22 protein-coding genes are annotated in these 24,595 nt (G+C 75.2%); 17 read left to right on the top strand and 5 right to left on the bottom strand.

Annotated elements, in window-relative coordinates; genetic code table 11:
* Window positions 1-117 precede the first annotated feature (117 nt).
* On the top strand, window positions 118-972 hold the full coding sequence (locus ACI789_RS14930) for a hypothetical protein (protein ID WP_457010167.1): 855 nt from the start codon (window positions 118-120) through the stop codon (window positions 970-972).
* Here the strand turns inward: ACI789_RS14930 and ACI789_RS14925 are convergent.
* Window positions 947-1,957, bottom strand: coding sequence for a hypothetical protein (locus ACI789_RS14925; RefSeq protein WP_457010166.1), 1,011 nt, complete (start codon window positions 1,955-1,957; stop codon window positions 947-949). The genes ACI789_RS14930 and ACI789_RS14925 overlap by 26 nt on opposite strands.
* Before the next feature lie 102 nt (window positions 1,958-2,059).
* On the opposite strand from ACI789_RS14925, the gene ACI789_RS14920 reads away from it, so the two are divergent.
* Window positions 2,060-2,950, top strand: coding sequence for a phosphotransferase (locus tag ACI789_RS14920; protein ID WP_457010165.1), 891 nt, complete (start codon window positions 2,060-2,062; stop codon window positions 2,948-2,950).
* A 31-nt stretch (window positions 2,951-2,981) separates the two neighbouring features.
* Here the strand turns inward: ACI789_RS14920 and ACI789_RS14915 are convergent, their stop codons facing one another.
* The gene (locus ACI789_RS14915; protein WP_457010164.1) at window positions 2,982-3,437 is read right to left on the bottom strand and encodes a metallopeptidase family protein; all 456 of its coding nucleotides are present in this window, start codon (window positions 3,435-3,437) and stop codon (window positions 2,982-2,984) included.
* Window positions 3,438-3,589: 152 nt separating this feature from the next.
* Here ACI789_RS14915 and ACI789_RS14910 point away from each other — a divergent pair, with 152 nt between their 5' ends.
* The 14 genes from ACI789_RS14910 to hpf all read left to right on the top strand — a co-directional run bounded on the left by ACI789_RS14910 (window position 3,590) and on the right by hpf (window position 19,661).
* Window positions 3,590-3,991, top strand: coding sequence for a DUF3499 domain-containing protein (locus ACI789_RS14910; protein WP_456918611.1), 402 nt, complete (start codon window positions 3,590-3,592; stop codon window positions 3,989-3,991).
* 81 nt (window positions 3,992-4,072) lie between these two features.
* Window positions 4,073-5,437 (top strand): phosphomannomutase/phosphoglucomutase, encoded by a 1,365-nt coding sequence (locus ACI789_RS14905; RefSeq protein WP_457010163.1) that lies wholly within the window; start codon window positions 4,073-4,075, stop codon window positions 5,435-5,437.
* A complete protein-coding gene (locus tag ACI789_RS14900; protein ID WP_456918613.1) occupies window positions 5,434-5,658 on the top strand; it encodes a Trm112 family protein in 225 nt (74 codons plus the stop codon). The genes ACI789_RS14905 and ACI789_RS14900 overlap by 4 nt, the downstream gene beginning before the upstream one ends.
* Window positions 5,655-6,800 (top strand): SIS domain-containing protein, encoded by a 1,146-nt coding sequence (locus ACI789_RS14895; protein ID WP_457010162.1) that lies wholly within the window; start codon window positions 5,655-5,657, stop codon window positions 6,798-6,800. Before ACI789_RS14900 ends, ACI789_RS14895 begins: the two co-directional genes overlap by 4 nt.
* Window positions 6,801-7,000: 200 nt before the next feature.
* A complete protein-coding gene (locus tag ACI789_RS14890; RefSeq protein ID WP_457010161.1) occupies window positions 7,001-7,963 on the top strand; it encodes a DUF808 domain-containing protein in 963 nt (320 codons plus the stop codon).
* Between the two features lie 133 nt (window positions 7,964-8,096).
* Window positions 8,097-9,836 (top strand): glycerol-3-phosphate dehydrogenase/oxidase, encoded by a 1,740-nt coding sequence (locus ACI789_RS14885; RefSeq protein WP_457010160.1) that lies wholly within the window; start codon window positions 8,097-8,099, stop codon window positions 9,834-9,836.
* A gap of 105 nt (window positions 9,837-9,941) precedes the next feature.
* Entirely contained in the window at window positions 9,942-11,117 is a 1,176-nt protein-coding gene (gene manA, locus ACI789_RS14880) for a mannose-6-phosphate isomerase, class I (protein ID WP_457010197.1), read from the top strand.
* Window positions 11,118-11,177: 60 nt separating this feature from the next.
* Window positions 11,178-12,071: a GmrSD restriction endonuclease domain-containing protein gene (locus tag ACI789_RS14875; RefSeq protein ID WP_457010159.1), complete on the top strand. Its 894-nt coding sequence runs from the start codon at window positions 11,178-11,180 to the stop codon at window positions 12,069-12,071.
* A gap of 139 nt (window positions 12,072-12,210) precedes the next feature.
* Window positions 12,211-13,695, top strand: a complete 1,485-nt coding sequence (gene ahcY / locus ACI789_RS14870) for an adenosylhomocysteinase (protein WP_457010158.1) — start codon at window positions 12,211-12,213, stop codon at window positions 13,693-13,695.
* A gap of 200 nt (window positions 13,696-13,895) precedes the next feature.
* On the top strand, window positions 13,896-14,612 hold the full coding sequence (mtrA, locus tag ACI789_RS14865) for an MtrAB system response regulator MtrA (RefSeq protein WP_457010157.1): 717 nt from the start codon (window positions 13,896-13,898) through the stop codon (window positions 14,610-14,612).
* A gap of 28 nt (window positions 14,613-14,640) precedes the next feature.
* On the top strand, window positions 14,641-16,383 hold the full coding sequence (gene mtrB / locus ACI789_RS14860; protein ID WP_457010156.1) for an MtrAB system histidine kinase MtrB: 1,743 nt from the start codon (window positions 14,641-14,643) through the stop codon (window positions 16,381-16,383).
* A gap of 14 nt (window positions 16,384-16,397) precedes the next feature.
* Window positions 16,398-18,095, top strand: a complete 1,698-nt coding sequence (locus ACI789_RS14855; RefSeq protein WP_457010155.1) for an LpqB family beta-propeller domain-containing protein — start codon at window positions 16,398-16,400, stop codon at window positions 18,093-18,095.
* 85 nt (window positions 18,096-18,180) lie between these two features.
* Window positions 18,181-18,948, top strand: a complete 768-nt coding sequence (locus ACI789_RS14850) for a ComF family protein (protein ID WP_457010154.1) — start codon at window positions 18,181-18,183, stop codon at window positions 18,946-18,948.
* Window positions 18,949-18,986: 38 nt separating this feature from the next.
* Window positions 18,987-19,661 (top strand): ribosome hibernation-promoting factor, HPF/YfiA family, encoded by a 675-nt coding sequence (gene hpf / locus ACI789_RS14845; protein ID WP_457010153.1) that lies wholly within the window; start codon window positions 18,987-18,989, stop codon window positions 19,659-19,661.
* A 48-nt stretch (window positions 19,662-19,709) separates the two neighbouring features.
* On the opposite strand, the gene ACI789_RS14840 is transcribed toward hpf, so the two are convergent.
* The gene (locus tag ACI789_RS14840) at window positions 19,710-20,261 is read right to left on the bottom strand and encodes a GNAT family N-acetyltransferase (RefSeq protein WP_457010152.1); all 552 of its coding nucleotides are present in this window, start codon (window positions 20,259-20,261) and stop codon (window positions 19,710-19,712) included.
* A gap of 93 nt (window positions 20,262-20,354) precedes the next feature.
* Window positions 20,355-20,747, bottom strand: coding sequence for a pyridoxamine 5'-phosphate oxidase family protein (locus ACI789_RS14835; RefSeq protein ID WP_456918626.1), 393 nt, complete (start codon window positions 20,745-20,747; stop codon window positions 20,355-20,357).
* 58 nt (window positions 20,748-20,805) lie between these two features.
* On the opposite strand from ACI789_RS14835, the gene secA reads away from it, so the two are divergent.
* Window positions 20,806-23,925, top strand: a complete 3,120-nt coding sequence (gene secA, locus ACI789_RS14830) for a preprotein translocase subunit SecA (RefSeq protein WP_457010151.1) — start codon at window positions 20,806-20,808, stop codon at window positions 23,923-23,925.
* 102 nt (window positions 23,926-24,027) lie between these two features.
* Here secA and ACI789_RS14825 read toward each other — a convergent pair whose 3' ends face one another.
* Complete coding sequence (locus tag ACI789_RS14825; RefSeq protein ID WP_457010150.1) at window positions 24,028-24,582, bottom strand: Rv3235 family protein; 555 nt, start codon at window positions 24,580-24,582, stop codon at window positions 24,028-24,030.
* Window positions 24,583-24,595 lie beyond the last annotated feature (13 nt).

The raw sequence follows: 24,595 nt of genomic DNA, 5'->3' as shown, positions 1-24,595 counted from the left end.
TCGCAAGCTCGCGGCGGGGCCCTGCAGGGGGCCGGACACGGCGCCTCTGACACCAGCGCCGAGCAGTTCCACAGCCGCCGACGGATCGCCGTCGGCGGCTGTGGTGCCATTCGGGGTGTGACGGGGACAAGGGTGGCCGCCGGGCGGGCCGAGGTCGTACGGGAGCTGCGCGCGGCCGGCCCCCTGCTGGCCCGCGTCCGCGCCCCCGTCCCGGCGCGGCCACCGTGGCTCACCGTCGTGCTCAACGCGCAGTCCCCGCGCCGCTGGGCCGGCGTCCGGCCGCTGGCCGTCGTCGTGGACCGGCCCGGCTCCGGCGCGACGGCGGAGACGGCAGCCCTGGCCGCGCTCGTCCTGCACGGCCGCGGCCCGCGGGTGCTGGTCACGCTTCTCGGCGACGGCGCCGGCCCGGTGCCCCCGGGTTCGGCGCCGGCCCGGGTGCCGGTGCGTGACGACGCGGCCGCGGCGCAGCTGGCCGCCGGCGTCCTGGATCTGGTCGAGAGCCTGCGGCGGCCCTGGACCCTGCGGCTGACCGGCCTGCCGCTCGGCGACCCCACGACCCGTGAGCTCGGCCGGCTGCGGCCGGAGACCGCCTTCGCCAACGCCCGCAGCGCGACGCTCGTCGACGCCCTCGACGAGGTCGGCCCCGTGGACCGCAGCCGCGACCCCCGCGAGCTGGAGCGGTGGCTGCCGCAGCTGCTGGCCCGCGAGCCCGACCCGCGGGCCCGGTCCTTCCTGCGGGCGTCGGCGCGGCTGCACGCGGCGATCGGCCAGCTGGAGGTCGCCGTCCTCTCCGACGGCGGCCGGCTGCGCGCGGGGCTGCTGGTCCTCGACGACGGCCTCGACCGCCGCCCGTGGTGGGGCTTCTCCGACGTCGGCGGGCTCCGGCGGGAGATGAGGGCGCCCCTGGTGACGGTGACCCTGGACGGCGGCGGGCCGGCCGAGCTGCTCAGCCGCCGTACCGGACGACGTTGACCCCCGGCGCGTCGACCGTCGTCGCCCGGTCGGTGCCCAGGAAGAGGGTCCCCTCGGCGGCCGCGCGGCCGTGGCGCACCTCGGCGGCGGGCGAGACGGTCACGGTCAGCTCGTAGACCCGCCCCGTGTACGCCGGTGCGGTCCCGATCGGCCGGGTGTAGGTGGGGAACCGGCCCGTCAGCCGGACGTCGTCGCCCTCGCGGGTCACGGTCAGCGCGGGGGAGGGCAGGTCGGCGTACTCCGTCCTCGACCGCACGCACCCGGCGGCCTCCGGGTCGGCCGGCGCGGTGTCGGTCAGGCAGTTCCAGGTCGGGAACCGGACGTGCGCCAGCGCCACGCCGTCCTCGGCCGGGTCACCCGCGGCGGTCACGCTCACCGTGGGGTAGGCGACGGTGACGCCGACGGCGTGCTCCTCGACGACGACGCCGCCGAAGCCCAGGGTCGCGGTCACGCCGTCCGCACCGAGGGGGATCGACCGGCTGGCCAGCGCGCCCGCGCCGGACTCGCCGGGCAGCGGGTCCGACGGGACGCCGGGCAGCGCCGGCAGCGGGGCGGCCGTCGTCGACGCGACCGTGGGCCGGGGGACCGACGACGGCGCGGGCGGCGCCGCCGCGGAGTGGTCCCCGCCCACGAGCGCGGCCACCAGCGCGACGGCGGCGACGAGCACCAGGGCCGCCGCGGCCATGCCCGCCACCGCCCGACCGGCGCCGGGCGCGTCGTCGGCCGGGGGAGGCGGCGCGGGCGAGGGGGGCTCGGCGGCCGCGGGCGCGGTCGCCGGTGTGCCCGGGGGTGCCTCGAGGAAGCCGGGCAGGTCGTCGTGCGGATAGCGGCTCCGCGGCCGCTCGGGGGGCGGCGCGGCCGGGGCGACCGGCGTCCGCGACCGTCCGCGGCGGCTGCGCAGCCCCACCGCGACCAGCCCGGCCAGCGCGAGCAGCGCCACGCCCAGCACGACCCAGGGCACGGCGGCCGGCGCGGAGGAGTCCATCCCGGCAAGCATCGCAGGGGTCGTCCGCGCCCCCGGGCAGGCGACCGGCCCGGGGGCGCGCGCTCCGTGCGCGGCACGGGAGGGGCTGGGACGATCCCTCCGGTGAACACCAGCAGCGGGGCGACGGCGGCCGAGGCCGCGGTGCGGGAGAGGGTGGGCGCGCTGCTCACCGAGCTCGGCGTCGACCAGCCGCTCACCGCGGCCACCGACCTGTCCGCCTCGCTGGGCGTGGTGCAGGGCGTGCTGGCCGACCGGGTGGTCGACCTCGCGGTCACCGAGAGCGGGCGCCGGCGGCTGCGGGCGGAGCTGCGCGGACGGCGCTGGGCCGAGGAGCGGCAGATCGGCGTCCCCGAGGTCCTGGCCGCCGCCGACGACGGCCGGTGGCTGCTGTCGCGCCGGGTCCACCCCGGGCCGACCGGCGGTCCGCGGTGGACCGAGGCCGCGGTCGACGCCGCGGTGCGCATCGCCCCGCTGCCGGGGCCGTCGGGCAGCCCCTGGCAGCCGCCGGCCCGCCCGGCGCTGCGCCGCGCGCGGGCCACGGTGGGCGACACGGGCCGGCTGGTGCGCGGGGGGATCCGGCTGGGGGAGCTCCGCGCGGTGCGGGCCGCGGCGGCCCAGCTGCCGCTGTCGGAGGTCACGCACGGGGACCTGCGCGCCGCCAACGCCCTCCTCGACGACGAGGGCCGGATGGTGGTGCTGGAGTGGACCGGCGTGCGCCCGGGCCCGCGGCACCGCGACCTGCTGACCCTGTGGGCGAGCACCGTCGGCGACGAGGACCGGGCGCAGATCGCCCGGGTGGTCCTCGACCGGACCGCGGGGTGGGAGGAGCCCGACGTGGGGCTGCTGTGGCACGCGGTCGCCCTCGAGCAGCTGGTCGCCCGGATCACCCGGGCCGACCGCGGGGACGGGCTCGACCTCGCCTTCTGCCGGGCGCGGCTGGCCGACGCGCGGGGCATCGCCGCCGAGCTCGGCAGCCCGGTCCGGACCCGCTGACCCCGCCGCGAACCCGCGCGGGGGTCCTCGTTCAGCCGGTGGGGTCGATCTCCTCGGGGTCCCGGCCCAGCAGCACGGCGACCTGGTCGACGACGACGTCACGAACCAGGTCGGCGAGGTCGTCGCGGTCGTGCGCCCGCAGTTCCAGCGGCCGCCGGTAGACCACGATCCGCGGGGCGACCTCGCGGCCGTTCTCGCGGTGGGCCGGCAGCACCCGGGCCAGCGGGACGCTGCCGTCGTCGAGCACGTCGGCGTCCAGGACGACCTCGTCGGGGCTGGTGTGCTCGACCCACGGGACGTCCTCGACGGCGAACTCCACGCCGGCCAGTTCCTTCTCCCACCGGCGCTCGAGGTCCTCGACCGCGTCGAGCACGAGGTCGTCGAACTGCTCGGCGCGGCTGCGGGCCAGCGGCACCCCGTCGGGGACCAGACGCCCGCGCAGGCCGCGGCCGTGCCGGTCGCGGCGGGAACGGGCGGGTCGGGTCATGGCGTGTGCGAGCGTACGGCCGGTGCGGACGGGTGTGCGCTCCGGAGGCCCGCCGCCGGTCCCCGCGGCGTCGTCCCGCGCCCGGGGCGTCCGTGACCGTCGTGGAGGATGTGGCTGCTGCTCCGCCGGGGCCGAGAAACCCGGTGTGCCTGATGCCAACCGGCCGGGTACGCGTCTACTGTGCCCTGCGTGAGGAACCGGTGGTGAGGCAGTCACGTCGCTGCTCGCGCAGCGGCTGCGCGCAACCGGCGGCAGCGACCTTGACCTACGTGTACGCGGAGTCGACCGCTGTCGTCGGCCCGTTGGCGACGTTCTCGGAGCCGCACAGCTACGACCTGTGCGAGTTCCACGCCGAGCGGCTGACCGTGCCGCGCGGGTGGGAGGTCGTGCGCCACGAGATCGACGTCGAGGACTCCGGTCCGACCGGGGACGACCTGCTGGCCCTGGCCGACGCCGTCCGTGAGGCGGCCCGGCCCGAGCCCCCGCGCAACCCGGCGGACGACGGCAGCGGCACCCGCCGCGGCCACCTGCGGGTCCTCCCCGACATCACCTAGACCCCCGTGGCGGCCCCGTCCAGAGGCTCGCGCCGAGCGTGCGAGGCGTGAGGAGGACGGGGTCCTTATAGGGTCGCTCGCGTGGCAGACCTCTCCTCGATCATCAAGGCCTACGACGTCCGGGGCGTCGTCCCCGACGAGTGGGACGAGGACGTCGCCCGCCGCATCGGCGCCGCCTTCGCGGAGTTCGTGACCCGGGAGAGCGGCGCGACGGCGATCGTCACCGCCCACGACATGCGCGACTCGTCGGTGCCGCTGTCGCGGGCCTTCGCCGAGGGCGCGCTGAGCCGCGGCGTCGACGTGGTGGAGGCCGGTCTCGGCTCCACCGACATGCTGTACTTCGCCGCCGGGTCGCTCGGCATCCCCGGCGCGATGTTCACCGCCAGCCACAACCCGGCCCGCTACAACGGCATCAAGCTCTGCCGCGCCGGCGCCGCCCCGGTCGGGCAGGAGTCCGGGCTGGCCACCGTCCGGGAGTGGGCGGAGCGCGACTCCTACGACCGCGTCCCCGACCGGGCGGCGTCCATCGCGCAGCGCGACGTCCTCGCCGAGTACGCCGCCCACCTCCGCTCGCTGGTCGACCTCTCCGGCATCCGGCACCTGCGGGTGGTCGTCGACGCCGGCAACGGGATGGGCGGGCACACCGTCCCGGTGGTCCTCGCCGACCTGCCGGTCGAGGTCCTGCCGTTGTACTTCGAGCTCGACGGGTCCTTCCCCAACCACGAGGCCAACCCGCTCGACCCGGCCAACCTCGTCGACCTGCAGGCCGAGGTCCGCCGCACCGGCGCCGACATCGGCCTGGCCTTCGACGGCGACGCCGACCGCGTGTTCGTCGTCGACGAGCGGGGGGAGCCGGTCAGCCCCTCGGCGATCACCGCGCTGGTCGCCGTCCGGGAGCTGGCCAAGGGCCGGGGGACGACGATCATCCACAACCTGATCACCTCGCGGGCGGTGCCCGAGATCGTCCGGGAGCACGGCGGCGAGCCGGTGCGCACCCGCGTCGGGCACTCGTTCATCAAGGCGGAGATGGCCCGCACGGACGCCGTCTTCGGCGGTGAGCACTCCGCCCACTACTACTTCCGCGACTTCTGGCGGGCCGACACCGGCATGCTCGCCGCCATGCACGTGCTCGCCGCGCTCGGCGAGCAGAGCCGGCCCCTCTCGGAGCTGACCGCCGCCTACAGCCGGTACGCGGCCTCGGGCGAGATCAACTCGACCGTCGAGGACGCGGCCGGGCGCACGAAGGCCGTCCGCGACGCGTTCGGGGACGAGGACGGCGTGACCGTCGACGAGCTCGACGGGCTGACCGTCGGCCTCCCCGACGGGTCGTGGTTCAACCTGCGGGCGAGCAACACCGAGCCGCTGCTGCGGCTGAACGTGGAGGCGCCCGACGAGGCGCGGATGGCCGAGCTGCGGGACCGAGTGCTGGAGATGGTGCGCGCATGACCAGTTCGTCACCCGACACGAGCGGCCCGCTGGGGCTGGACCCGCTGCTGCTGGAGATCCTCGCCTGCCCCGACACCCACCACACCCCGCTGACGGTGGACGAGGCCGCGGGCGAGCTGGTGTGCCCGACGTGCGACCGGGCCTTCCCGGTGCGCGACGGCATCCCGGTGCTGCTGCTCGACGAGGCACGCCACCGCGGCAGCGGGGACCGGACGCCGTGACCTCGCCCGAGCTCGCCGAAGAGGTCCTCGACGACCTCGACGTGCTGCGGGCCCGCGACCCGCGCGGCCTGCTCCCGGCGGTCGCCGGCGCCGGGGCACAGGTCCGCGAGACCGCCCGGCTGACCGAGGAGGCCGGCCTGGAACGGGTCACCGCGGGAGGCCGGCCGCGCGGCCTGGTCATCGTCGCCCGCCGCGAGGGCGCGGTCGCCGCGCAGGTGCTGCGCGCGCTGCTCGGGCCGTCGAGCCCGGTCACCGTGGACGTCGTCCCCGGCCCGGACCTGCCGGTGTGGACCGGGCCCAGCGACATCGCCGTCGTCGCCACCCGGACCGGCGCCGGCCGGTACGCGGTCACCCCCGCCTACGAGGCCGCCCGCCGCGGGGTGACGCTGCTGGGCATCGGAGCGGACGACGCGCCGCTGCGCGCGGCCTGCTCCACCGCCCGCGCTCCCTACGTCCCGCTGCCGTCCTCGCGGGTCCGGCACACGACGCTGTGGTCGCTGCTCACGCCGCTGCTGCAGCTCGCCACCGACCTCGAGCTGCTCTCACCTGGCGTGGCCGACCTCACCGCCGTCGCCGACGCGCTCGACGAGGTCGCCTCCGAGTGCGGACCGGCGCAGGAGTCGTTCGTCAACCCGGCCAAGACCCTCGCGCTGGAGCTGCTCGACGCGCTGCCGGTCATCGCCGCCGAGGGGCCGCTGGCCGGGACGGCGGCCGCGCGGATCGCCGACCAGCTGGCCACCCTGGCCGGGCTGCCGGTCACCACCTTCCGCATGCCCGACCAGCGGGTCGCCGCGTGCGCGGTGCTCGGCGGTCCGCTGGCCCCGCAGGGCGGCGAGGACGACTTCTTCCGCGACCGGGCCGAGGACACCGGCCGCCGGCTGCGGCTGCTCACCGTCCGCGACACCCACGCCGGCGAGCACGACGGGGCGGGGGAGCGGGAGCCCCGCTCGGCCGCGGAGGCGCTGCAGGAGGCGCTGCGCACGGCCGCATCGTCCAACGTCCCGGTCAGTGGACTGGCCGAGCACGGGGAACCGGAGCGCTACGGCCGGTTGCCGCACCTCGCCCGGCAGCTGGCCGTGGCCGACTTCACCGCCGTCTACCTGGCGCTGGCGCTGGACTCCGAGCGGGGCACCCGCCCGTGACGGCGCTGCGGCAGGCGCCCGGCGAGCCCGCGTAGGTGCGCCACCCGCCGGACGCCCCGTCCGCTCCGGTCGGGGCGTTCGACGTGCCCGGCCGGGTACCACCGTCGGGAACGTCGAGCCGGTGACCGCGCGTGGTACGGCCCGACAGGTCACCATCACGGTGACAGGACGACAGCGCTGACCGACCGGAAGGACTTCCCTTGGCGGGTGGACTCGTAGCCCTGTTCGACGACGTGGCGACGCTGGCGCGCGCCGCCGCGGCCTCCGTCGACGACATCGGCGCCGCCGCCGGGCGGGCCAGCGCGAAGGCCGCGGGCGTCGTCGTCGACGACACCGCTGTCACGCCGCAGTACGTGCACGGCCTGGCCGCCGAGCGCGAGATCCCGATCATCAAGCGCATCGCCAAGGGGTCGATGCGCAACAAGCTGCTCATCCTGCTGCCCCTGGTCCTGCTGCTCAGCCAGTTCCTGCCGTGGCTGCTCACCCCGATCCTCATGATCGGCGGCGCCTATCTCTGCTACGAGGGTGCGGAGAAGGTCTGGCACAAGATCCGCGGCCACGGCCACGGCGAGGGCCACGGCGACGGCGAGGCGGCGCCCCCGGACGAGGACAGCATCGTGTCCGGCGCCGTGCGCACCGACTTCATCCTGTCCGCCGAGATCATGGTGATCTCCCTGAACGAGGTGGTCGACGAGGGGTTCTGGGCGCGGGCGGCGATCCTCGCGGTCGTCGCGATCGCGATCACCGTCCTCGTGTACGGCGTCGTCGGCCTCATCGTGAAGATGGACGACGTCGGGCTGAGCCTGTCGCAGCGCCCGTCGAAGGCCGTGTCCCGGCTCGGTCACGGGCTGGTGAAGGCGATGCCGCGGCTCCTCGCCGTCATCACCGTGGTCGGGACCGCCGCGATGCTCTGGGTCGGCGGGCACATCCTGCTGGTGGGCACCGACGAGCTGGGCCTGCACTTCCTGTACGAGACCGTGCACCACTGGGAAGAGGCGGCGCACGAGGCCACCGGGGCGCTCGGCGGCGTCGTCGGCTGGCTGACCAACACGCTGGCCAGCGCCGTCCTCGGGCTCGTCGTCGGCGCGGTGATCGTGGCCGTCATGAACCTCACCGTGCACCGCTTCAAGGCCCAGCGCGCCGGCAAGGCGGAGTCGCACTGAGCGTCTCCCCGGCTCCCCGCCGGTAGCAGGACACCCTGCCCCGCCGCCCGCACGCCGCGGGCGGGGGCGGGACCCGTACGGGGCGGAGCCGTGTCTGCCGCGATCGGTCACCGCGGCGGGGGAGAGTGGAGCCATGGACCGCACGCACCTGTCGCCGGCGCGCCGACGGGCCGACCGTGCCCGGCTGGCCGACGAGGTCGTCGACGTGCTGGTGATCGGCGGCGGGGTGACCGGCGCGGGCGCGGCGCTGGACGCGGCCAGCCGGGGGCTGTCGGTCGGGCTGCTCGAGGCGCGGGACTGGGCGGCGGGCACCTCCAGCCGGTCGAGCAAGCTGGTCCACGGCGGGCTGCGCTACCTGGAGCAGCTGGCGTTCCCGCTGGTCCGCGAGGCGCTGCACGAGCGGACCCGGCTGCTGCAGACGATCGCCCCGCACCTGGTGCGCCCCCTGCCGTTCCTGCTCCCGCTACCCGCCGGCTGGCAGCGGGCCTACTACGGCGCCGGCGTGGCCCTCTACGACGTCCTCGGCGCCGCGCTGGACGCCGACCGTGCGCTGCCCGCGCACCGGCACCTGTCCCGCCGGGCCACGCTGGCCGCGTTCCCGGGCCTGCGCCCCGACGCCGTGTCCGGCGCCATCCGCTACTGGGACGCCCAGGTCGACGACGCCCGGCACACCCTCGCCGTCGTCCGGACGGCGGCCGGCTACGGCGCCCGCGTCCTCTCCAGCGCCCGCGTGACCGGGCTGCTCCGGGACGGCGAGGGGAGCGGGGCGCCGGTGGTCGGCGTGCGCGTCTCCGACCTCACCGACGGCACGTCCTTCGCCGTCCGGGCGCGCAGCGTCGTGGCCGCCACCGGCGTCTGGAGCGACGACGTCGGCGCGATGCTGGGCACGTCCGCGCCGAGCCTGCGGGTCCGCGCCTCCAAGGGGGTGCACCTGGTGGTGCCGCGCTCGGCGATCGACGGCGGCGACCTCCCGGACGGCGAGCGGTCCGGGTTGATCCTGCGGACGCCGACCAGCGTGCTGTTCGTCATCCCCTGGGGCGACCAGTGGATCATCGGCACCACCGACACGCCGTGGAAGCTCGATCGCGACCACCCCGCGGCCAGCAGCGCCGACATCTCCTACCTGCTCGACCAGGTCAACCGGGTGCTGGCCGAGCCGGTCACCGCCGACCAGGTCGTCGGCGTCTACGCCGGTTTGCGCCCGCTGCTCGCCGGGGAGGCCGACCAGACCAGCCGGCTCTCCCGCGAGCACGCCGTGGTGACGCCGGTCCCCGGGCTGGTGCTCGTCGCCGGCGGCAAGTACACGACCTACCGGGTGATGGCCGCCGACGCCGTCGACGCGGCCACCGCCGCGCTCCCCGGCGTGCCGCCCTCCCGCACCGCGCACCTGCCGCTGGTCGGCGCGCACCGCTGGGCCGCCGTCCGCGACCGCGCTCCCGAGCTGGCCGCCGCCGTCGGCCTGCCCGTCGACGCCGTCGACCGGCTGCTGCACCGGCACGGCGACGAGGTGGGGGAGGTGCTCGACCTGGTGCGCGCCGACCCGGGGCTGGGCCGGCCGCTCCCCGGGGCGCCGGCGCACCTGGCCGCCGAGGTGGTGCACGCGGTGCAGGTGGAGGGGGCGCTGCACCTCGACGACGTCCTCACCCGGCGCACGCGGATCTCGATCACCACGCCGCACCGGGGGACGGAGTCCGCGGCCGCGGTCGCCGCGCTGATGGCCGGGCCGCTGGGCTGGGACCGGGAGCAGGCCGAGCGGGAGGTCGCGCACTACGCGGCCCGGGTCGCCGCCGAGCGGGAGTCCCAGCGGATGCCCGACGACCGCACCGCGGACGCCGCGCGGCTCGGCGCCCCGGACGTGCGATCGGCCGTGTGAGCCGGCCTCACCCCGAAGGGGGAGGACCCCCGGCGGCGGCTCCACCGGGCACGGAACGGTTCCGACATGACAGGTGTGCTCGACTCACCAGTAGCCTCGTCCGTGATGTGGCAGCTCACCAGCGCGGTCCGCTTCTACCCATGGGGCAGCCGCACCGTCATCCCCGAGCTGCTCGGGCAGCCCAGCCCCGCCGAGCGTCCGCACGCGGAGCTGTGGATGGGGGCGCACCCCGACGAGCCGAGCCTGCTGGCCGACGGCCGTCCCCTTGACAAGGCCATCGCCGAGGAGCCCGAGCGGCTGCTCGGTCCGGGCGTCGTCGAGCGGTTCGGTCCCCGGCTGCCGTTCCTCATGAAGGTCCTGGCCGCCGACCGGCCGCTGTCGCTGCAGGCGCACCCCACGATGGAGCAGGCCGCGGCCGGCTTCGCCGCCGAGGTGGCCGCCGGTGTCCCGCACGACGACCCGACCCGGACGTTCAAGGACCCGTGGCACAAGCCCGAGCTGCTGCTGGCGCTGACCACCTTCGAGGCGCTGTGCGGCTTCCGGCCGGTCGAGGAGTCCTTGCACTGCCTGGCCAAGCTGCAGCTGCCCGAGCTCAAGCCGACCATCGCGGCGCTGGCCCGCGGCGGCCTGCGGGCGGCGATCCCGCAGCTGCTGGCGCTGTCCGAGCGGCGCCGGACCTCCCTGGTGGAGGCCGTGGCAGAGGCCGGGGCGCGCTTCGTCGCCGCCCACGACCCGGAGTTCATCAACACCTACCGGTGGGCTGCCACGCTCGCGGAGGCCTACCCCGGCGACCCGGGCGTGGTCATCTCGCTGATGTGCAACCACCTGAAGCTGGCGCCCGGTGAGGCGGTCTTCCTGCCCGCCGGCAACCTGCACGCCTACCTCAGCGGCGCCGGAGTCGAGGTGATGGCCAGCTCCGACAACGTGCTGCGCGGCGGCCTGACCAGCAAGCACGTCGACCTGGCCGCGCTGATCGAGGTGCTCGACTTCAGCGACGGCAAGGTGCCGGTCATCCACCCCGTCCTCGGGCCCGGCGGCCTGCGCTACCCCGTGCCGGTCGAGGACTTCGACCTCACCCGCGTCCAGCTGGGCATCGAGCCGGGCACCCTCACCACGCGCGGCCCGCAGGTGCTGCTGTGCACCGAGGGACGCGCCGTGCTGAGCGCGGGCGACGGCGAGCTGGTCCTGGACAAGGGCGAGTCGGCCTTCGTCCGGGCGGGAGAGCCGATCACCGCCCGCGGCCCCGCGCTGCTCTACCGGACGACCACCAACCTGGCGTGACCGCCGGGCAGGGCGTGTCAGCCCCCTGACGCCGTCGTCGCGGCCTAGCGTCGGGAGGTCGTGTCCGTCCGCTCCCGCTCCCCGCTGCGCCGGCTCGCCGCCGGCGCGGTCGCGCTCGCCCTCGCCGGGGGCCTCGCCGGCTGCGAACTGCTCACCGGCACCGGCGGGGCCGACGGCGGCCCGCTCACCGGCGTCCTCTCCGACGACGCCGCCGACCAGGCCATCGCCAGGGCGCCGGCGGGGAGCGCGCTGGCCACACTCGGCGAGATCGCCGTCAAGGGCCGGGCGCCGCGCACCGGGTACGAGCGGACGCGGTTCGGCGACGGCTGGGTCGACACCGACCGCAACGGCTGCGACACCCGCAACGACGTCCTGGCCCGGGACCTGACCGGTGAGACGTTCCGGCGGGGCAGCGACTGCGTCGTCCTCACCGGCACCCTGGCCGACCCCTACTCGGGGCGGACCATCGCCTTCCGGCGCGGCGAGGACACCAGCGACGACGTGCAGATCGACCACGTCGTCGCGCTGTCCGACGCCTGGCAGAAGGGCGCCCAGCAGTGGACCGCGGAGAAGCGCACCGCCTTCGCCAACGACCCGCTGAACCTGCTGGCCGTCGACGGCCCGCTCAACCAGCAGAAGAGCGACGGCGACGCGGCCACCTGGCTGCCGCCCAACACCGCCTACCGCTGCACCTACGTCGCCCGGCAGGTCGCGGTGAAGGCCGGCTACGGCCTGTGGGCGACCCGGGCCGAGCGCAACGCCGCCGCGACGGTGCTCTCCAGCTGCCCCGGCCAGCCCCTGCCCGGCGCGACCCCCGCCGCGCCGGGGTCGGCCGAGGTCACCTACGCCGACTGCGCCGCCGTCCGGGCCGCCGGGGCCGCCCCCATCCGGCGCGGTGAACCGGGCTGGCGGGACACCTTCGACGGCGACGGGGACGGCGTCGGCTGCGAGTGACCCGCGCGGCGCCCGCGTATCGTGGACGCCGGCACGAGCCCCGCCGAAGCCTCGGCATGCTCGCTCTCCCCGCCGTGCGCGGGGATCGAAGCGACCACGCATGGCCTGGCCGGGTGGCCGGGCCGGAACCTGGAGCGACATGACTGCCTCGACCGGCACCCGCGTCCTGACCGACGGCGACTTCAAGGTCGCCGACCTCTCCCTCGCCGGCTTCGGCCGCAAGGAGATCACCCTCGCCGAGCACGAGATGCCCGGCCTCATGGCGCTGCGCGCCGAGTACGGCGACGCGCAGCCGCTGGCCGGCGCGCGGATCGCCGGCTCGCTGCACATGACCGTGCAGACCGCCGTCCTCATCGAGACGCTGCGCGCGCTCGGCGCCGAGGTCCGGTGGGTGAGCTGCAACATCTTCTCCACCCAGGACCATGCCGCCGCGGCCATCGTCGTCGGCGACGGCACCGCCGAGGAGCCCACCGGCGTCCCGGTGTTCGCCTGGAAGGGCGAGACGCTGCCCGAGTACTGGTGGTGCACCCAGCGGTTGTTCGAGTTCCGCGACGAGAACGGCGACGTCGTCGGCCCGAACATGCTGCTCGACGACGGCGGTGACGCCACCCTGCTGGTGCATCTCGGCACCCGCTTCGAGGCCGAGGGCGCCGTCCCGGAGACGACGGAGGTGGACTCCGAGGAGTACGGGGTCATCCTCGACGTCCTCCGCGGCACCCTGGCGGAGGACGGGCAGTACTGGACCCGCATCGGCCAGGCCATCGAGGGCGTGACCGAGGAGACCACCACCGGCGTCATGCGCCTGTACGAGCTCGCCCGTGAGGGCCGGCTGCTGTTCCCGGCGATCAACGTCAACGACTCGGTCACCAAGAGCAAGTTCGACAACCTCTACGGCTGCCGGCACTCGCTCATCGACGGCATCAACCGCGCGACCGACGTCATGATCGGCGGCAAGGTGGCCGTGGTCTGCGGCTACGGCGACGTCGGCAAGGGCTGCGCGGAGTCGCTGCGCGGCCAGGGCGCCCGCGTCATCGTCACCGAGATCGACCCCATCTGCGCGCTGCAGGCGGCGATGCACGGCTACGAGGTGACCACCCTCGACGAGGTGATCGGCAAGGCCGACATCATCATCACGGCCACCGGGAACAAGGACATCATCACCGCCGAGCAGCTCGGCCGGACCAAGCACCAGGCGATCGTGGGCAACATCGGCCACTTCGACAACGAGATCGACATGGCCGGCCTGGCCCGCACCCCGGGCATCGAGCGGACCACCATCAAGCCGCAGGTCGACGAGTGGCGGTTCGCCGACGGCCACACGATCATCGTGCTCTCCGAGGGCCGGCTGCTGAACCTGGGCAACGCCACGGGGCACCCCAGCTTCGTGATGAGCGCGTCGTTCTCCAACCAGGTGCTCGCCCAGATCGAGCTGTGGAGCAACCGCGCCGCCTACGAGGGCAAGGCGCCGGAGGTGACCGTCCTGCCGAAGAAGCTCGACGAGCACGTGGCCCGGCTGCACCTCGACGCGCTGGGCGTCAAGCTCACCGAGCTGACCAAGGTGCAGGCCGACTACATCGGCGTGCCGGTCGAGGGTCCGTTCAAGAGCGACCACTACCGCTACTGAAAGGACCACCCTTCCCCCCCACGCCTCGCACGCTCGGCGCGGGGCCCTGAAGGGTGGCCGTTCCAGTACGTCACCAGCCCTGTAAGGGGCCTCTCCCGAGTTCGTGGGGGCGTACTCCTGCGACTGGGGACACGTGTGGGGCACCCGTCCGGTCGACCGACCGGGCGGGTGCCCCCGCTTTCGTCCGGGACCAGCGCAGAATGGTCGTCGTGCCACCCACCGCTCCCCAGAACGGGTCCAGCCGCGGCCGAGTCCTGGTCGTCGACGACGACGCCGCCCTCGCCGAGATGCTCGGCATCGTGCTCCGGCGCGAGGGCTACGAGCCTGCGTTCGTCTCCGACGGCAACCGCGCGGTGGGCGTGTTCCAGCAGACCCGCCCCGACATCGTGCTGCTCGACCTGATGCTGCCCGGCCGCAACGGCCTGCAGATCTGCCAGGACATCCGGCAGCAGTCCACCGTCCCGATCGTCATGCTCACCGCCAAGGGCGACACGATCGACGTCGTCCAGGGCCTCGAGGCCGGTGCCGACGACTACGTCACCAAGCCGTTCAAGCCCGTCGAGCTCGTCGCCCGGGTGCGCGCGCAGCTGCGCCGCGGGGAGACCGGGCAGGCGGAGAACCTGGCCATCGGCGACGTGCAGATCGACGTCCCGGCCCACCAGGTCACCCGGGACGGCGTCCCGATCGCGCTGACCCCGCTGGAGTTCGACCTGCTGGTGGCGCTGGCCCGCAAGCCGCGGCAGGTGTTCACCCGCGAGCTGCTGCTCGAGCAGGTGTGGGGCTACCGGCACGCGGCCGACACCCGGCTGGTCAACGTCCACGTGCAGCGGCTGCGCGCCAAGATCGAGCGCGACCCGGAGAAGCCGGAGATCGTGCTGACGGTGCGCGGGGTCGGCTACAAGGCGGGGCCGCCGTGAGCGAGGTCCTGGACGCCCCGGGTCGACCGTGAGCACGACCCGGCCGGCGGTCCCGGAGGTCGAGTCCGTCCCCGAGCAGGCCGCGGCGCCGCCGTCGTCCTCGGCCGGCGTGGTCGCACCGGCGGGCGGATGGCTGCCGGGGGACCTGGCGGCGCTGCGCCGGCAGCTGCGCCGCCGCGCGGGCCGGGTCCGCCGGGTCACCCGGCGACTGGCCGCGCGGGCGCTGCACGCGTGGCGGTCGTCGCTGCACGTGCGCGTCGGCGCGATCACGATGGTCGTCGCCGGCACCGTCGTGGTGATCGTCAGCATGGTGCTGTTCAGCCAGATCCGCGACCAGCTGCTGTCGGTGAAGCGGCAGGCCGCGGTCGACCAGGCGCAGGCCGGGGTGCTGTACGCGCAGACCGAGGTCGCCGGCATCGCCACCGGGGACGCCGCGAGCGTGCGCTCCACCCTCGACCGCACGGTCAAGAGCCTCCTGGAGCGGGGCAGCCCGGCCGGTGACTTCGACGTCGTCATGGTGCACCGCAGCGGCGACACCGAGCGCACCGCCACCAGCCGCCGCTACGTCTACCCGGCCATCCCGGACGAGCTGCGCTCCGACGTCGCCTCCGGCGGCCAGTTCTCCCAGTACGCCATGGTCCCCGACGCCTCCGGCGAGCCGCGGCCGACGCTGCTCATCGGCGCCCCGGTGCCCTCGGACGCGTCGTCGGCCGAGCGGATCGAGCTGTACTACGCCTTCCCGCTCGACCAGGAGCAGGAGAGCCTGTCGCTGATCCGCAGCACCGTGGCGATCAGCGGCATCGCGCTCACCCTGTTCGTCGTCGGCATCGGCGTGCTGGTGACCCGGCTGGTCGTCGACCCGGTGCGGCAGGCGGCCGGCACCGCCCAGCGGCTGGCGGAGGGCCAGCTCGAGGAGCGGATGGAGGTGCGCGGCGAGGACGACCTCGCCCGGCTGGCCACCAGCTTCAACGCGATGGCCGACAGCCTGCAGCGGCAGATCACCCAGCTGGAGGGGCTGTCCCAGCTGCAGCAGCGGTTCACCTCGGACGTCTCGCACGAGCTGCGGACGCCGCTGACGACGGTGCAGATGGCCGCGGAGATCCTCTACGAGTCGCGCGGTGACTTCCCGGCGTCGGTGGCCCGCTCGGCGGAGCTGCTGCACACCGAGCTGGACCGGTTCGAGGCGCTGCTGACCGACCTGCTGGAGATCAGCCGCTACGACGCCGGCGCCGCCGTCCTCGACGCGGCGCCCACCGACCTCGGCGCCCTGGTGGGGCGGGTGGCCGGGGGTATGTCGACGCTGGCCGAGCGGCACGGCTGCGCGTTGTCGGTCACCGGCCCCGACCACGAGGTCATCGCCGAGGTCGACGCCCGGCGGGTCGAGCGGATCCTGCGCAACCTCGTGGGCAACGCCATCGAGCACGGCTCGGGCAGGCCGGTGGAGATCACCTGGGCGGCGAACCGGACGGCGGCGGCGGTCACGGTCCGGGACCACGGGGTGGGGCTCTCCTCGGCGGAGGCCCAGCACGTGTTCGACCGGTTCTGGCGGGCCGACCCGTCGCGGGTGCGCACCGTCGGCGGCAGCGGCCTGGGGCTGTCGATCAGCCTGGAGGATGCCCGGCTGCACGGCGGCTGGCTGCAGGTCTGGGGCCAGCCCGGCGCCGGCGCCCAGTTCCGCCTGACCGTGCCGCTGACCGCCGGCGTGGAGCTCACCAGCTCGCCGCTGCCGCTGCGGCCCGCGGTGGCCCGCCGTCCGGGGGCCGCGGGATGAGGGGCCGGGCAGGCGTGCTGGCCGCAGTCCTCCTCGTCCTGCTGGGCGCGTGCTCCACGGTGCCGACGTCCTCGCCGACGGTGCAGATCACCCAGGCGCCGAGCCGCCCGGACGGGGACGTCGGGATCGAGCCGCTGTCGCCGGAGCCGGGGGCGACCCCGGAAGAGGTCGTGCGGGGGTTCGTCGAGGCCGCGGCCAGCGCCGTCCGCACCCACCCGGTGGCCCGCGAGCACCTCGCCCCGGACGCGGCGGGGACGTGGTCGGACGAGGCGGGCATCACCGTCCTGGGCCAGGACTACACGACGGTCACCACCGACGCGGGCTCCGTCGTCCTCACCGCCAACCAGCTGGGCACGATCGACCAGCGCGGCGTGTTCACCGTCGCCCCGCAGGAGGTCTACACGCGGGAGTTCACGCTCCAGCAGGTCGCCAACGAGTGGCGGATCACCGACCCGCCGGACGGGCTGCTCATGCTGGAGCCCGACTTCGAGCGCCTCTACGAACGGCGCGACCTCTACTTCGTCGACCAGACCGGGCAGCGCGTGGTGCCCGACCCCCGCTACCTCATCAGCGGGGAGTCCCAGCCGACGGTGCTGGTCGAGCGGCTGCTCGACGGGCCGTCGTCGATGCTGTCGGCGGGGGTGCGCAACGAGCTGGCCGGGGCCGGGCTGCGCAGCACTGTGACCGCGTCGACCCAGACGCTCACCGTCGACCTGACCGGCCTGGCCGACGCCGAGCCGGCACGCCTGGCCGCGGTGTGCGCCCAGCTGGTCTGGACGCTGGAGCCGCTCACGGTGCAGTCGGTGGAGATCCGCCTCGACGGGGACCCGGTCCGGCTCGACGGCGTCCCGGCCGACCAGACGGTGGACACCTGGGCGGCGTTCGACCCCGACGCGGTCCCCGTGGACGCCGTCGGCCACTACCTCGACGCAGGCGTCCTGCGCACCGTGGACGCCGCCCCGGCGCCCGGCCCGGCCGGGACCGGCGCCTACCGGCTCACCAGCGCGGCGGTCTCCAGCGGGAGCACCGGGGAGCTCGACCAGATGGTCGGCGTCACCGAGGCCGACGGGCAGGCGACGCTGCTCGCCGGGCCCTACGGCGGCGACCTGGTCCCGGTCCTGTCCGGCAGCACCCTCAGCGTGCCGACGGTCGCCGCCACCCGGGCGGAGTTCTGGGTGGTCCGGGACGGCGGGGCGGTGGTGCGCGTGCCCGCGGGCGGCACCGCGCAGCCGGTCAACGCGCCGACGCTGCCGGGCCTCGGGCGGACCACCGTGCTGCAGCTGTCCCCGGACGGGGCGCGCGCCGCCGTCGTGGCGGAGAACGGGCAGGGGCAGAGCCTCTACGTCGGCACCGTGGTCCGGTCCGAGGAGGGGCCGGTGGCCCTGCGCGACCTGCGGGCGGTGGCGCCGACCCTGTCGTCGGTCGTCGACGTGGCCTGGCGGACCGCGGGCAGCCTGCTCGTGCTGGCCGGCGACGCCGGGCAGGACCGCATCGACCCCTACGTGGTGGGCGTGGACGGCTGGGGGCTCAGCGAGGTGCCCACGGCCGGGCTGCCCAGCCAGCCGACCCGCGTGGCGGCCGCCCCGGGTCGGGTGCCGCTGGTCAGTGCCGGGGGCACCATCTGGCAGTGGCAGGTGGCCGGCGGGACGTGGGTGACCCTCGTCCGCGGTGCCCAGCCACAGCCCGGCAACGAGCCGTTCTACCCGCTCTGAGGGCCGCCTCGGGGAGAGCGGGGCGTCGTCCACAACCGGCCGGGAGATCTGGGCGGGCCCGAGGTGCAGGCGCGAGGCTGGGGGAGTGGACGGCGGGCTGCTCTCGGCGCTGGTCGACCTGCTCCTGCCACGCACCTGCGCCGGCTGCGAGCTGCCCGGGGCGGTGCTGTGCCGCCGGTGCGCCGCGCTGCTCGCCGCTCCGCGGCTGGCCCAGCCGCGCCGCTTCCCGGCCGGGTTCCCGCCCACCGTGGCCGCCGGTGCGTACACCGGCCCGGTCCGCCCGGCGGTCAACGCGTTCAAGGAGCGCGGCCGCGCCGAGCTGGCCCGCCCGCTGGGGACCGCCCTGGCGCTGGCGGTCGCCGGGGTGCTGGCCGGGCTGCCCGCGGTCCCGGCGACGGTGCGGCTGGTCCCGGTGCCCAGTTCGCGGGCGGCGCTGCGCTCCCGCGGCCGCGACCACGTCCGCGAGCTGACCGGCCGCGCGGTCGCCGAGCTGCGTGCCGCCGGACTGCCCGCGGCCGAGGAGCGGCTGCTGCGCCGCACCGGCCGGGTCCGGGACTCCGCGGGTCTGTCGGCGGCGCAGCGGAGGGCCAACCTGGCGGGCACCTTCGCCCTGTCCGACGGCGTCCCCCCACTCCCTGCGGGTACGGCCCTGGTCGTCGTCGACGACGTCGTGACCAGCGGCGCGACGCTCACCGAGACCGCCGCCGTGCTGGGGCCGGCTGTCGCTCCGGGAGGCCCACCCGTGCTCGCCGCGGTGGTCGCGGCGACGCCCCGGCGGGCCGCTCCGGGCGGGCCGGTTCCGGTCCCGCCGGGTCCGCGCCGTCGACTGTCGGGACCCGGCAACGGCGACTAGCGTGGAACCGATCACAGCCCGAACAACCGGGAGGTCTCATGGAGATCGTGGTCCGTGGCCGGAACGTCGAAGTCCCCGAGCACTACCGAACGCACGTCGAGGACAAGGTCGGCCAGCTGGAACGCTTCGACGGCAAGCTGAAGATCCTCCGCGTCGACGTGGAGCTCTTCCACGAGAAGAACCCCCGCCAGTCCGCACAGTGCCAGCGTGTGGAGATCACCCTCCGGGGCAAGGGTCCCGTCGTCCGGGCCGAGGCGAGCGCGCCGGACTTCTACGCCGCGCTCGACCTGGCCTGCGGCAAGCTCGACCACCGGCTGCGGAAGGCAGCCGACCGCCGCCGTGTGCACCACGGCCGCCGCACTCCCGCCTCCGTCCGCGTGAGCGGGGGCGCCGACACCGACGTCCTGGAGGCCCTGGACCGCGAACGTCAACTCTCGGAGGGGCCGCACGTCACCGACCTCGACGAGCACCTGCCCGGTCGGGTGGTCCGGGAGAAGCACCACCCCGCGACCCCGATGACCGTCGACCAGGCCCTCCACGAGATGGAACTGGTCGGCCACGACTTCTACCTGTTCCAGTGCGCCGACACCGGCCAGCCGACGGTCGTCTACCGCCGGCACGCCTACGACTACGGCCTCATCCGACTCGTCGACGCACCCCTCGACGGCCAGGCCGTCCAGCAGCCCGCCCAGCCCTCGGCGGCCCCTCTCTAGACCCCGCCCACGGAGGCGGGGCGCGCGGCGCCCCGCCTCCGTGCGCCTTCAGTCGCCGGCCACCCGCCCGAAGAGGACCGCGTCGGCCCGGGTGCCGTCCCGGCGGTCGAGGCAGGAGCGCACCACGCCCTCCCGCGTGAAGCCCGCGCGCACCGCCACCGCCTGCGAGGCCAGGTTGTCGACGTCGGCCACCAGGTGCACCCGCGGTGCGCCCAGCCCCAGCGCCCACTCGGCGAGGGCGTGCGCGGTCTCGGCGGCGTACCCCCGGCCGCGGGCCCACGGGGCGATCCAGTAACCGACCTCGGGACCGAACCGGCCCTCCCGCAGGTGCAGCCCCGCCGACCCGACGAACTCGCCGTCCGCCTCCACCGCCACCGGCAGGCCGCGGCGCTCGGCCCGTTCGCGCGGCGCCACCTCGGCCACCCAGCCGTGCGCCTGGGCGCGCGTGTAGGGGACGGCGATCGCGGTGATCCAGCGCTGGATCCCAGGGTCCTGGCAGGCCCGGAAGACGGCGTCCTCGTCGTCGGGGCGGTGCGGGCGCAGCACCAGCCGCTCGGTGCGCACCACCTCGGTGGTCAGGTCGATCCCGTCGAGGTCCATACCCCGATGGTCAGGCACGTTCCGGCCGGACGTCCGGCCCCGTCCAGAGGCTCGCCGCGAGCCTGCGAGCGGTGAGGGGGACGGGGTCCTTTCTCACGCCGTGCCGAGGACCCGGTCGACCGAGATCTCCAGCACCACCCGCGCCGGGTTCTCCCGGGGGGTCCGGTACCGGCGGGCGTAGCGCTGCTCGGCGTCGGCCACGGCGGCGGGGTCGTCGCGCACCACCGCCGTCCCCTCGAGGGTCACCCACCGGCGGCCGTCGACCTGGCAGACCGCCACCCGTCCCTGGCCCGCGCGCACGTGCCGGGCCTTCGCCGAGGTGCCGGAGGTGATCACCCGGGCGGTGCGGGTGGCGGCGTCGTAGGTCATCCCGACCGGGACGACGTGCGGCGTCCCGTCGGGCCGCAGCGTGGTCAACGTGGCCAGGTGCCGCTCGGTGAGGAAGGTGAGGAGGCCGGGGCCGAGGTCGTCCAGGTCGTGCGCCACCCGGGGATTGTGAGCGATTCGACGGGGTCTCGCGCACGGGCCGCCTACGCTGGTGCCCGTGGTGTTCTCGAAGATCCTCCGCGCCGGCGAGGGCAAGATCCTCCGGCGACTGAACAAGATCGCGGACGCGGTCGAGTCGCTGGCGGACGACGTCGCCGACCTCACCGACGCGGAACTGCGCGCCAAGACCGACGAGTTCAAGGAGCGCCTGGAGGAGGGCGAGACCCTCGACCAGCTCCTGCCGGAGGCCTTCGCCGTCGTCCGGGAGGCCGCCACGCGCACCCTCGGCCAGCGGCACTTCCGGGTCCAGATCATGGGCGGCGCGGCGCTGCACCTGGGCAACATCGCCGAGATGAAGACCGGTGAGGGCAAGACGCTGACCGGCGTCCTCCCGGCCTACCTCAACGCGCTGACCGGCGAGGGCGTGCACGTCGTCACGGTCAACGACTACCTGGCCAAGCGCGACGCCGAGTGGATGGGCCGGGTGCACCGGTTCCTCGGCCTGAACGTGGGCACGATCCTCTCCGGGGAGCGGCCGGCGCACCGCCGGGAGCAGTACGCCTGCGACATCACCTACGGCACGAACAACGAGTTCGGCTTCGACTACCTGCGCGACAACATGGCCTGGAACAAGGCCGACCTGGTGCAGCGCGGGCACCACTACGCGATCGTCGACGAGGTCGACTCGATCCTCATCGACGAGGCCCGCACCCCGCTGATCATCAGCGGTCCGGCCGAGTCGGCCGGCAAGTGGTACGTCGAGTTCGCGCGGATCGTGCCGCTGATGAAGCGCGACGTCCACTACGAGGTGGAGGAGGCCAAGCGCACGGTCGCCGTCACCGAGGAGGGCGTGGAGTTCGTCGAGGACCAGCTCGGCATCGAGAACCTCTACGAGGCGGTCAACTCCCCGCTGATCAGCTACCTGAACAACGCGCTGAAGGCCAAGGAGCTCTACCACCGCGACCAGCAGTACATCGTCACCAACGGCGAGGTGCTCATCGTCGACGAGTTCACCGGCCGCGTGCTGGCCGGACGGCGGTACAACGAGGGCATGCACCAGGCCATCGAGGCCAAGGAGAGGGTGCAGATCAAGGACGAGAACCAGACCCTCGCCACGATCACGCTGCAGAACTACTTCCGGCTCTACCGGAAGCTCTCCGGGATGACCGGCACCGCCCAGACCGAGGCGGCCGAGCTCTCCCAGACCTACAAGCTGGGCGTCGTCCCCATCCCGACGAACCGGCCGATGGTCCGCGAGGACCGCTCCGACGTCATCTACAAGACGGAGCAGGCCAAGTTCGACGCCGTCATCGACGACATCGCCGAGCGGCACGAGAAGGGCCAGCCGGTGCTGGTCGGCACGGCCAGCGTGGAGAAGTCCGAGGTCCTCTCCAAGCTGCTGGTGCGCCGCGGCATCCCGCACGAGGTGCTCAACGCGAAGAACCACGCGCGGGAGGCGCACATCGTCGCCCAGGCCGGGCGGCTGGGTGCGGTCACCGTGGCCACCAACATGGCCGGCCGCGGCACCGACATCCAGCTCGGCGGCAACACCGAGTTCATCGCCGACGAGGAGCTGCGCGCCCGCGGCCTGTCGCCGGCGGAGACACCGGAGGAGTACGAGGCCGCCTGGGACGACGCGCTGGCCAAGGCCAAGGAGCAGGTCGAGGCCGAGCACCAGGAGGTCACCGACGCCGGCGGCCTCTACGTGCTGGGCACCGAGCGGCACGAGAGCCGCCGGATCGACAACCAGCTGCGCGGCCGGTCGGGCCGGCAGGGCGACCCGGGCGAGTCGCGGTTCTACCTCTCCCTCGGCGACGACCTGATGCGCCGGTTCAACGGGCCGATGCTCGAGTCGATGATGACCACGCTGCGCGTCCCCGACGACCAGCCGATCGAGTCGAAGATGGTCACCCGGGCGATCCGCTCGGCGCAGACCCAGGTCGAGCAGCAGAACTTCGAGGTCCGCAAGGACGTCCTCAAGTACGACGAGGTGCTCAACCGCCAGCGCACCGTCATCTACGACGAGCGCCGCAAGATCCTCGACGGCGAGGACCTCGCCGACCAGGTCCAGGCCATGGTGGACGACGTCATCAGCGCCTACGTCGACGGCGCGACCGAGACCGGCTACGCCGAGGACTGGGACCTCGACCAGCTGTGGAGCGGCCTCAAGGCGCTCTACCCGGTCGGCTTCTCGGTGGACGACCTGCTCGAGCGCGCGGCCGACGGCGAGCAGGCCGCGCTCACGGCCGACGTCCTGAAGAAGGAGCTGCTGGCCGACGTCCACCGCGCCTACGAGGAGCGGGAGACGGCGCTGGGCTCGGAGGTCATGCGGGAGCTGGAGCGGCGGGTGCTGCTCTCCGTGCTCGACCGCAAGTGGCGCGAGCACCTCTACGAGATGGACTACCTGCGGGCCGGCATCCACCTGCGCGCGATGGCCAACCGCGACCCGGTCGTGGAGTACCAGCGCGAGGGCTACGACATGTTCAACGTGATGCTCGACGGCATCAAGGAGGAGTCGGTCGGCTTCCTGTTCAACCTGGAGGTCAAGACCAAGGAGCAGCAGGCGGCCGAGGCCCAGGCCAAGCAGGCGCAAGCCGAGGCCGCCGCGCTCGCCGCCGCCCAGGAGGGCACCCGGCGGGTGCTGGCCCGCCAGGCGGCGGCCCAGGCCGCCCCGGCGCCGGCTCCGGCCGCTGTGGACGGCGACGGCGCTCCGGCCCCGGCGGCTACGGCGGCTACGGCGGCTACGGCGGCCCCGGCGCCCGCGGCTCCTCCCGCTGCGGCTCCGGCGCCCGCTGCCCCCTCCGCGGCCGCTCCCGCGGCGGAGGCTCCCTCCGCCCCGGCTCCGGCCCCGGCCGCGGCTCCGACGCCGTCCGCTCGCAGGTCGGGTGCGGCCAAGGCCGAGCCCGCCGCGGCGCAGGCCGCTCCGGCGGCGCAGGCCGCGCCGTCGGACACCGGCCCGGAGCTGGCGGTCAAGGGGCTGGACGAGCCACGGCGCAGCCCGGAGAACCTCACCTACTCCGCGCCGAGCCTGGACGCGTCGGCCAAGGACGCCGGCCGGGCGAAGGCCGCGAAGTCGGCCACGGTGACCGGCACCAAGGAGCCGGCGCGCAACGCGCCCTGCCCCTGCGGGTCGGGCAAGAAGTACAAGGTCTGCCACGGAGCGCCGTCCCGCTCCTGAGGCTCGTCACGACGACGCCCCCGCCGGTCCGCCGGCGGGGGCGTCGTCGTCTCGTCAGGCACCGTCCCGGGTCCCGCGCGGAGGGTCCTCCCGGGGTCCTGCTCAGCCGATCTGCAGAGCGGTGCAGCGCCACCGGCCGTCGATGCCCTCCAGCCTTGCGGCGACCGCGTGCGCCCGACCGGAGCGGCGCGCCACCGCGCTGACCTCGGCGACGCCGTCGACCGGCTCGCAGACGTGCACCCGCCCGAGCAGCAGCGGTGCGGTGCCGCCCGAGCACCAGCGGGGGCGGCGCCCGCTGCTCAGTGCGGCGTAGACGCCGACCGACGTCAGCGGCTGCACCTGGGTGAGCGGTCGCCGGCCGGCCAGCGCCTCCAGGGTCAGCGTGAGCAGCCGCCGTCCGGCCAGGTTCGGGTCGGGGAGGTCGGCGCGTCCCGACCAGGTCGGCTCGAACCCCGCGGGGTAGGAGCCGGGCTGGACCTCCGGACGCGGCCGGGGACCGGGCCGGTGCACCGGCCGCGGCACCGGCACACCGGGGAGGACGAGCCGGAGGGCCGGTCCCTCCTCCAGCGGCGGCTGCGGCGTCGGGACGACGGTCAGTCGCAGGGTGGCGGCGCTGAGGACCTGCCGCTCGGTGTCGGCGGGGGAGGGTGCGGTCATCGGGGGCTCCAGG

The sequence above is a fragment of the Geodermatophilus sp. SYSU D00965 genome (genome assembly GCF_054050075.1).
The sequence above is the reverse complement of the archived record's forward strand: the minus strand, read 5'-3'. Positions and strand labels throughout refer to the sequence as shown.

Coding starts and splice junctions, on each gene's coding strand:
- ACI789_RS14925 (WP_457010166.1), bottom strand. CDS start 1,957: ATGGACTCCTCCGCGCCGGCCGCCGTGCCCTGGGTCGTGCTGGGCGTG.
- ACI789_RS14915 (WP_457010164.1), bottom strand. CDS start 3,437: ATGACCCGACCCGCCCGTTCCCGCCGCGACCGGCACGGCCGCGGCCTG.
- ACI789_RS14910 (WP_456918611.1), top strand. CDS start 3,590: ATGCCAACCGGCCGGGTACGCGTCTACTGTGCCCTGCGTGAGGAACCG.
- ACI789_RS14900 (WP_456918613.1), top strand. CDS start 5,434: ATGACCAGTTCGTCACCCGACACGAGCGGCCCGCTGGGGCTGGACCCG.
- ACI789_RS14885 (WP_457010160.1), top strand. CDS start 8,097: ATGGACCGCACGCACCTGTCGCCGGCGCGCCGACGGGCCGACCGTGCC.
- manA (WP_457010197.1), top strand. CDS start 9,942: ATGTGGCAGCTCACCAGCGCGGTCCGCTTCTACCCATGGGGCAGCCGC.
- ahcY (WP_457010158.1), top strand. CDS start 12,211: ATGACTGCCTCGACCGGCACCCGCGTCCTGACCGACGGCGACTTCAAG.
- mtrA (WP_457010157.1), top strand. CDS start 13,896: ATGGTCGTCGTGCCACCCACCGCTCCCCAGAACGGGTCCAGCCGCGGC.
- hpf (WP_457010153.1), top strand. CDS start 18,987: ATGGAGATCGTGGTCCGTGGCCGGAACGTCGAAGTCCCCGAGCACTAC.
- ACI789_RS14840 (WP_457010152.1), bottom strand. CDS start 20,261: ATGGACCTCGACGGGATCGACCTGACCACCGAGGTGGTGCGCACCGAG.
- ACI789_RS14825 (WP_457010150.1), bottom strand. CDS start 24,582: ATGACCGCACCCTCCCCCGCCGACACCGAGCGGCAGGTCCTCAGCGCC.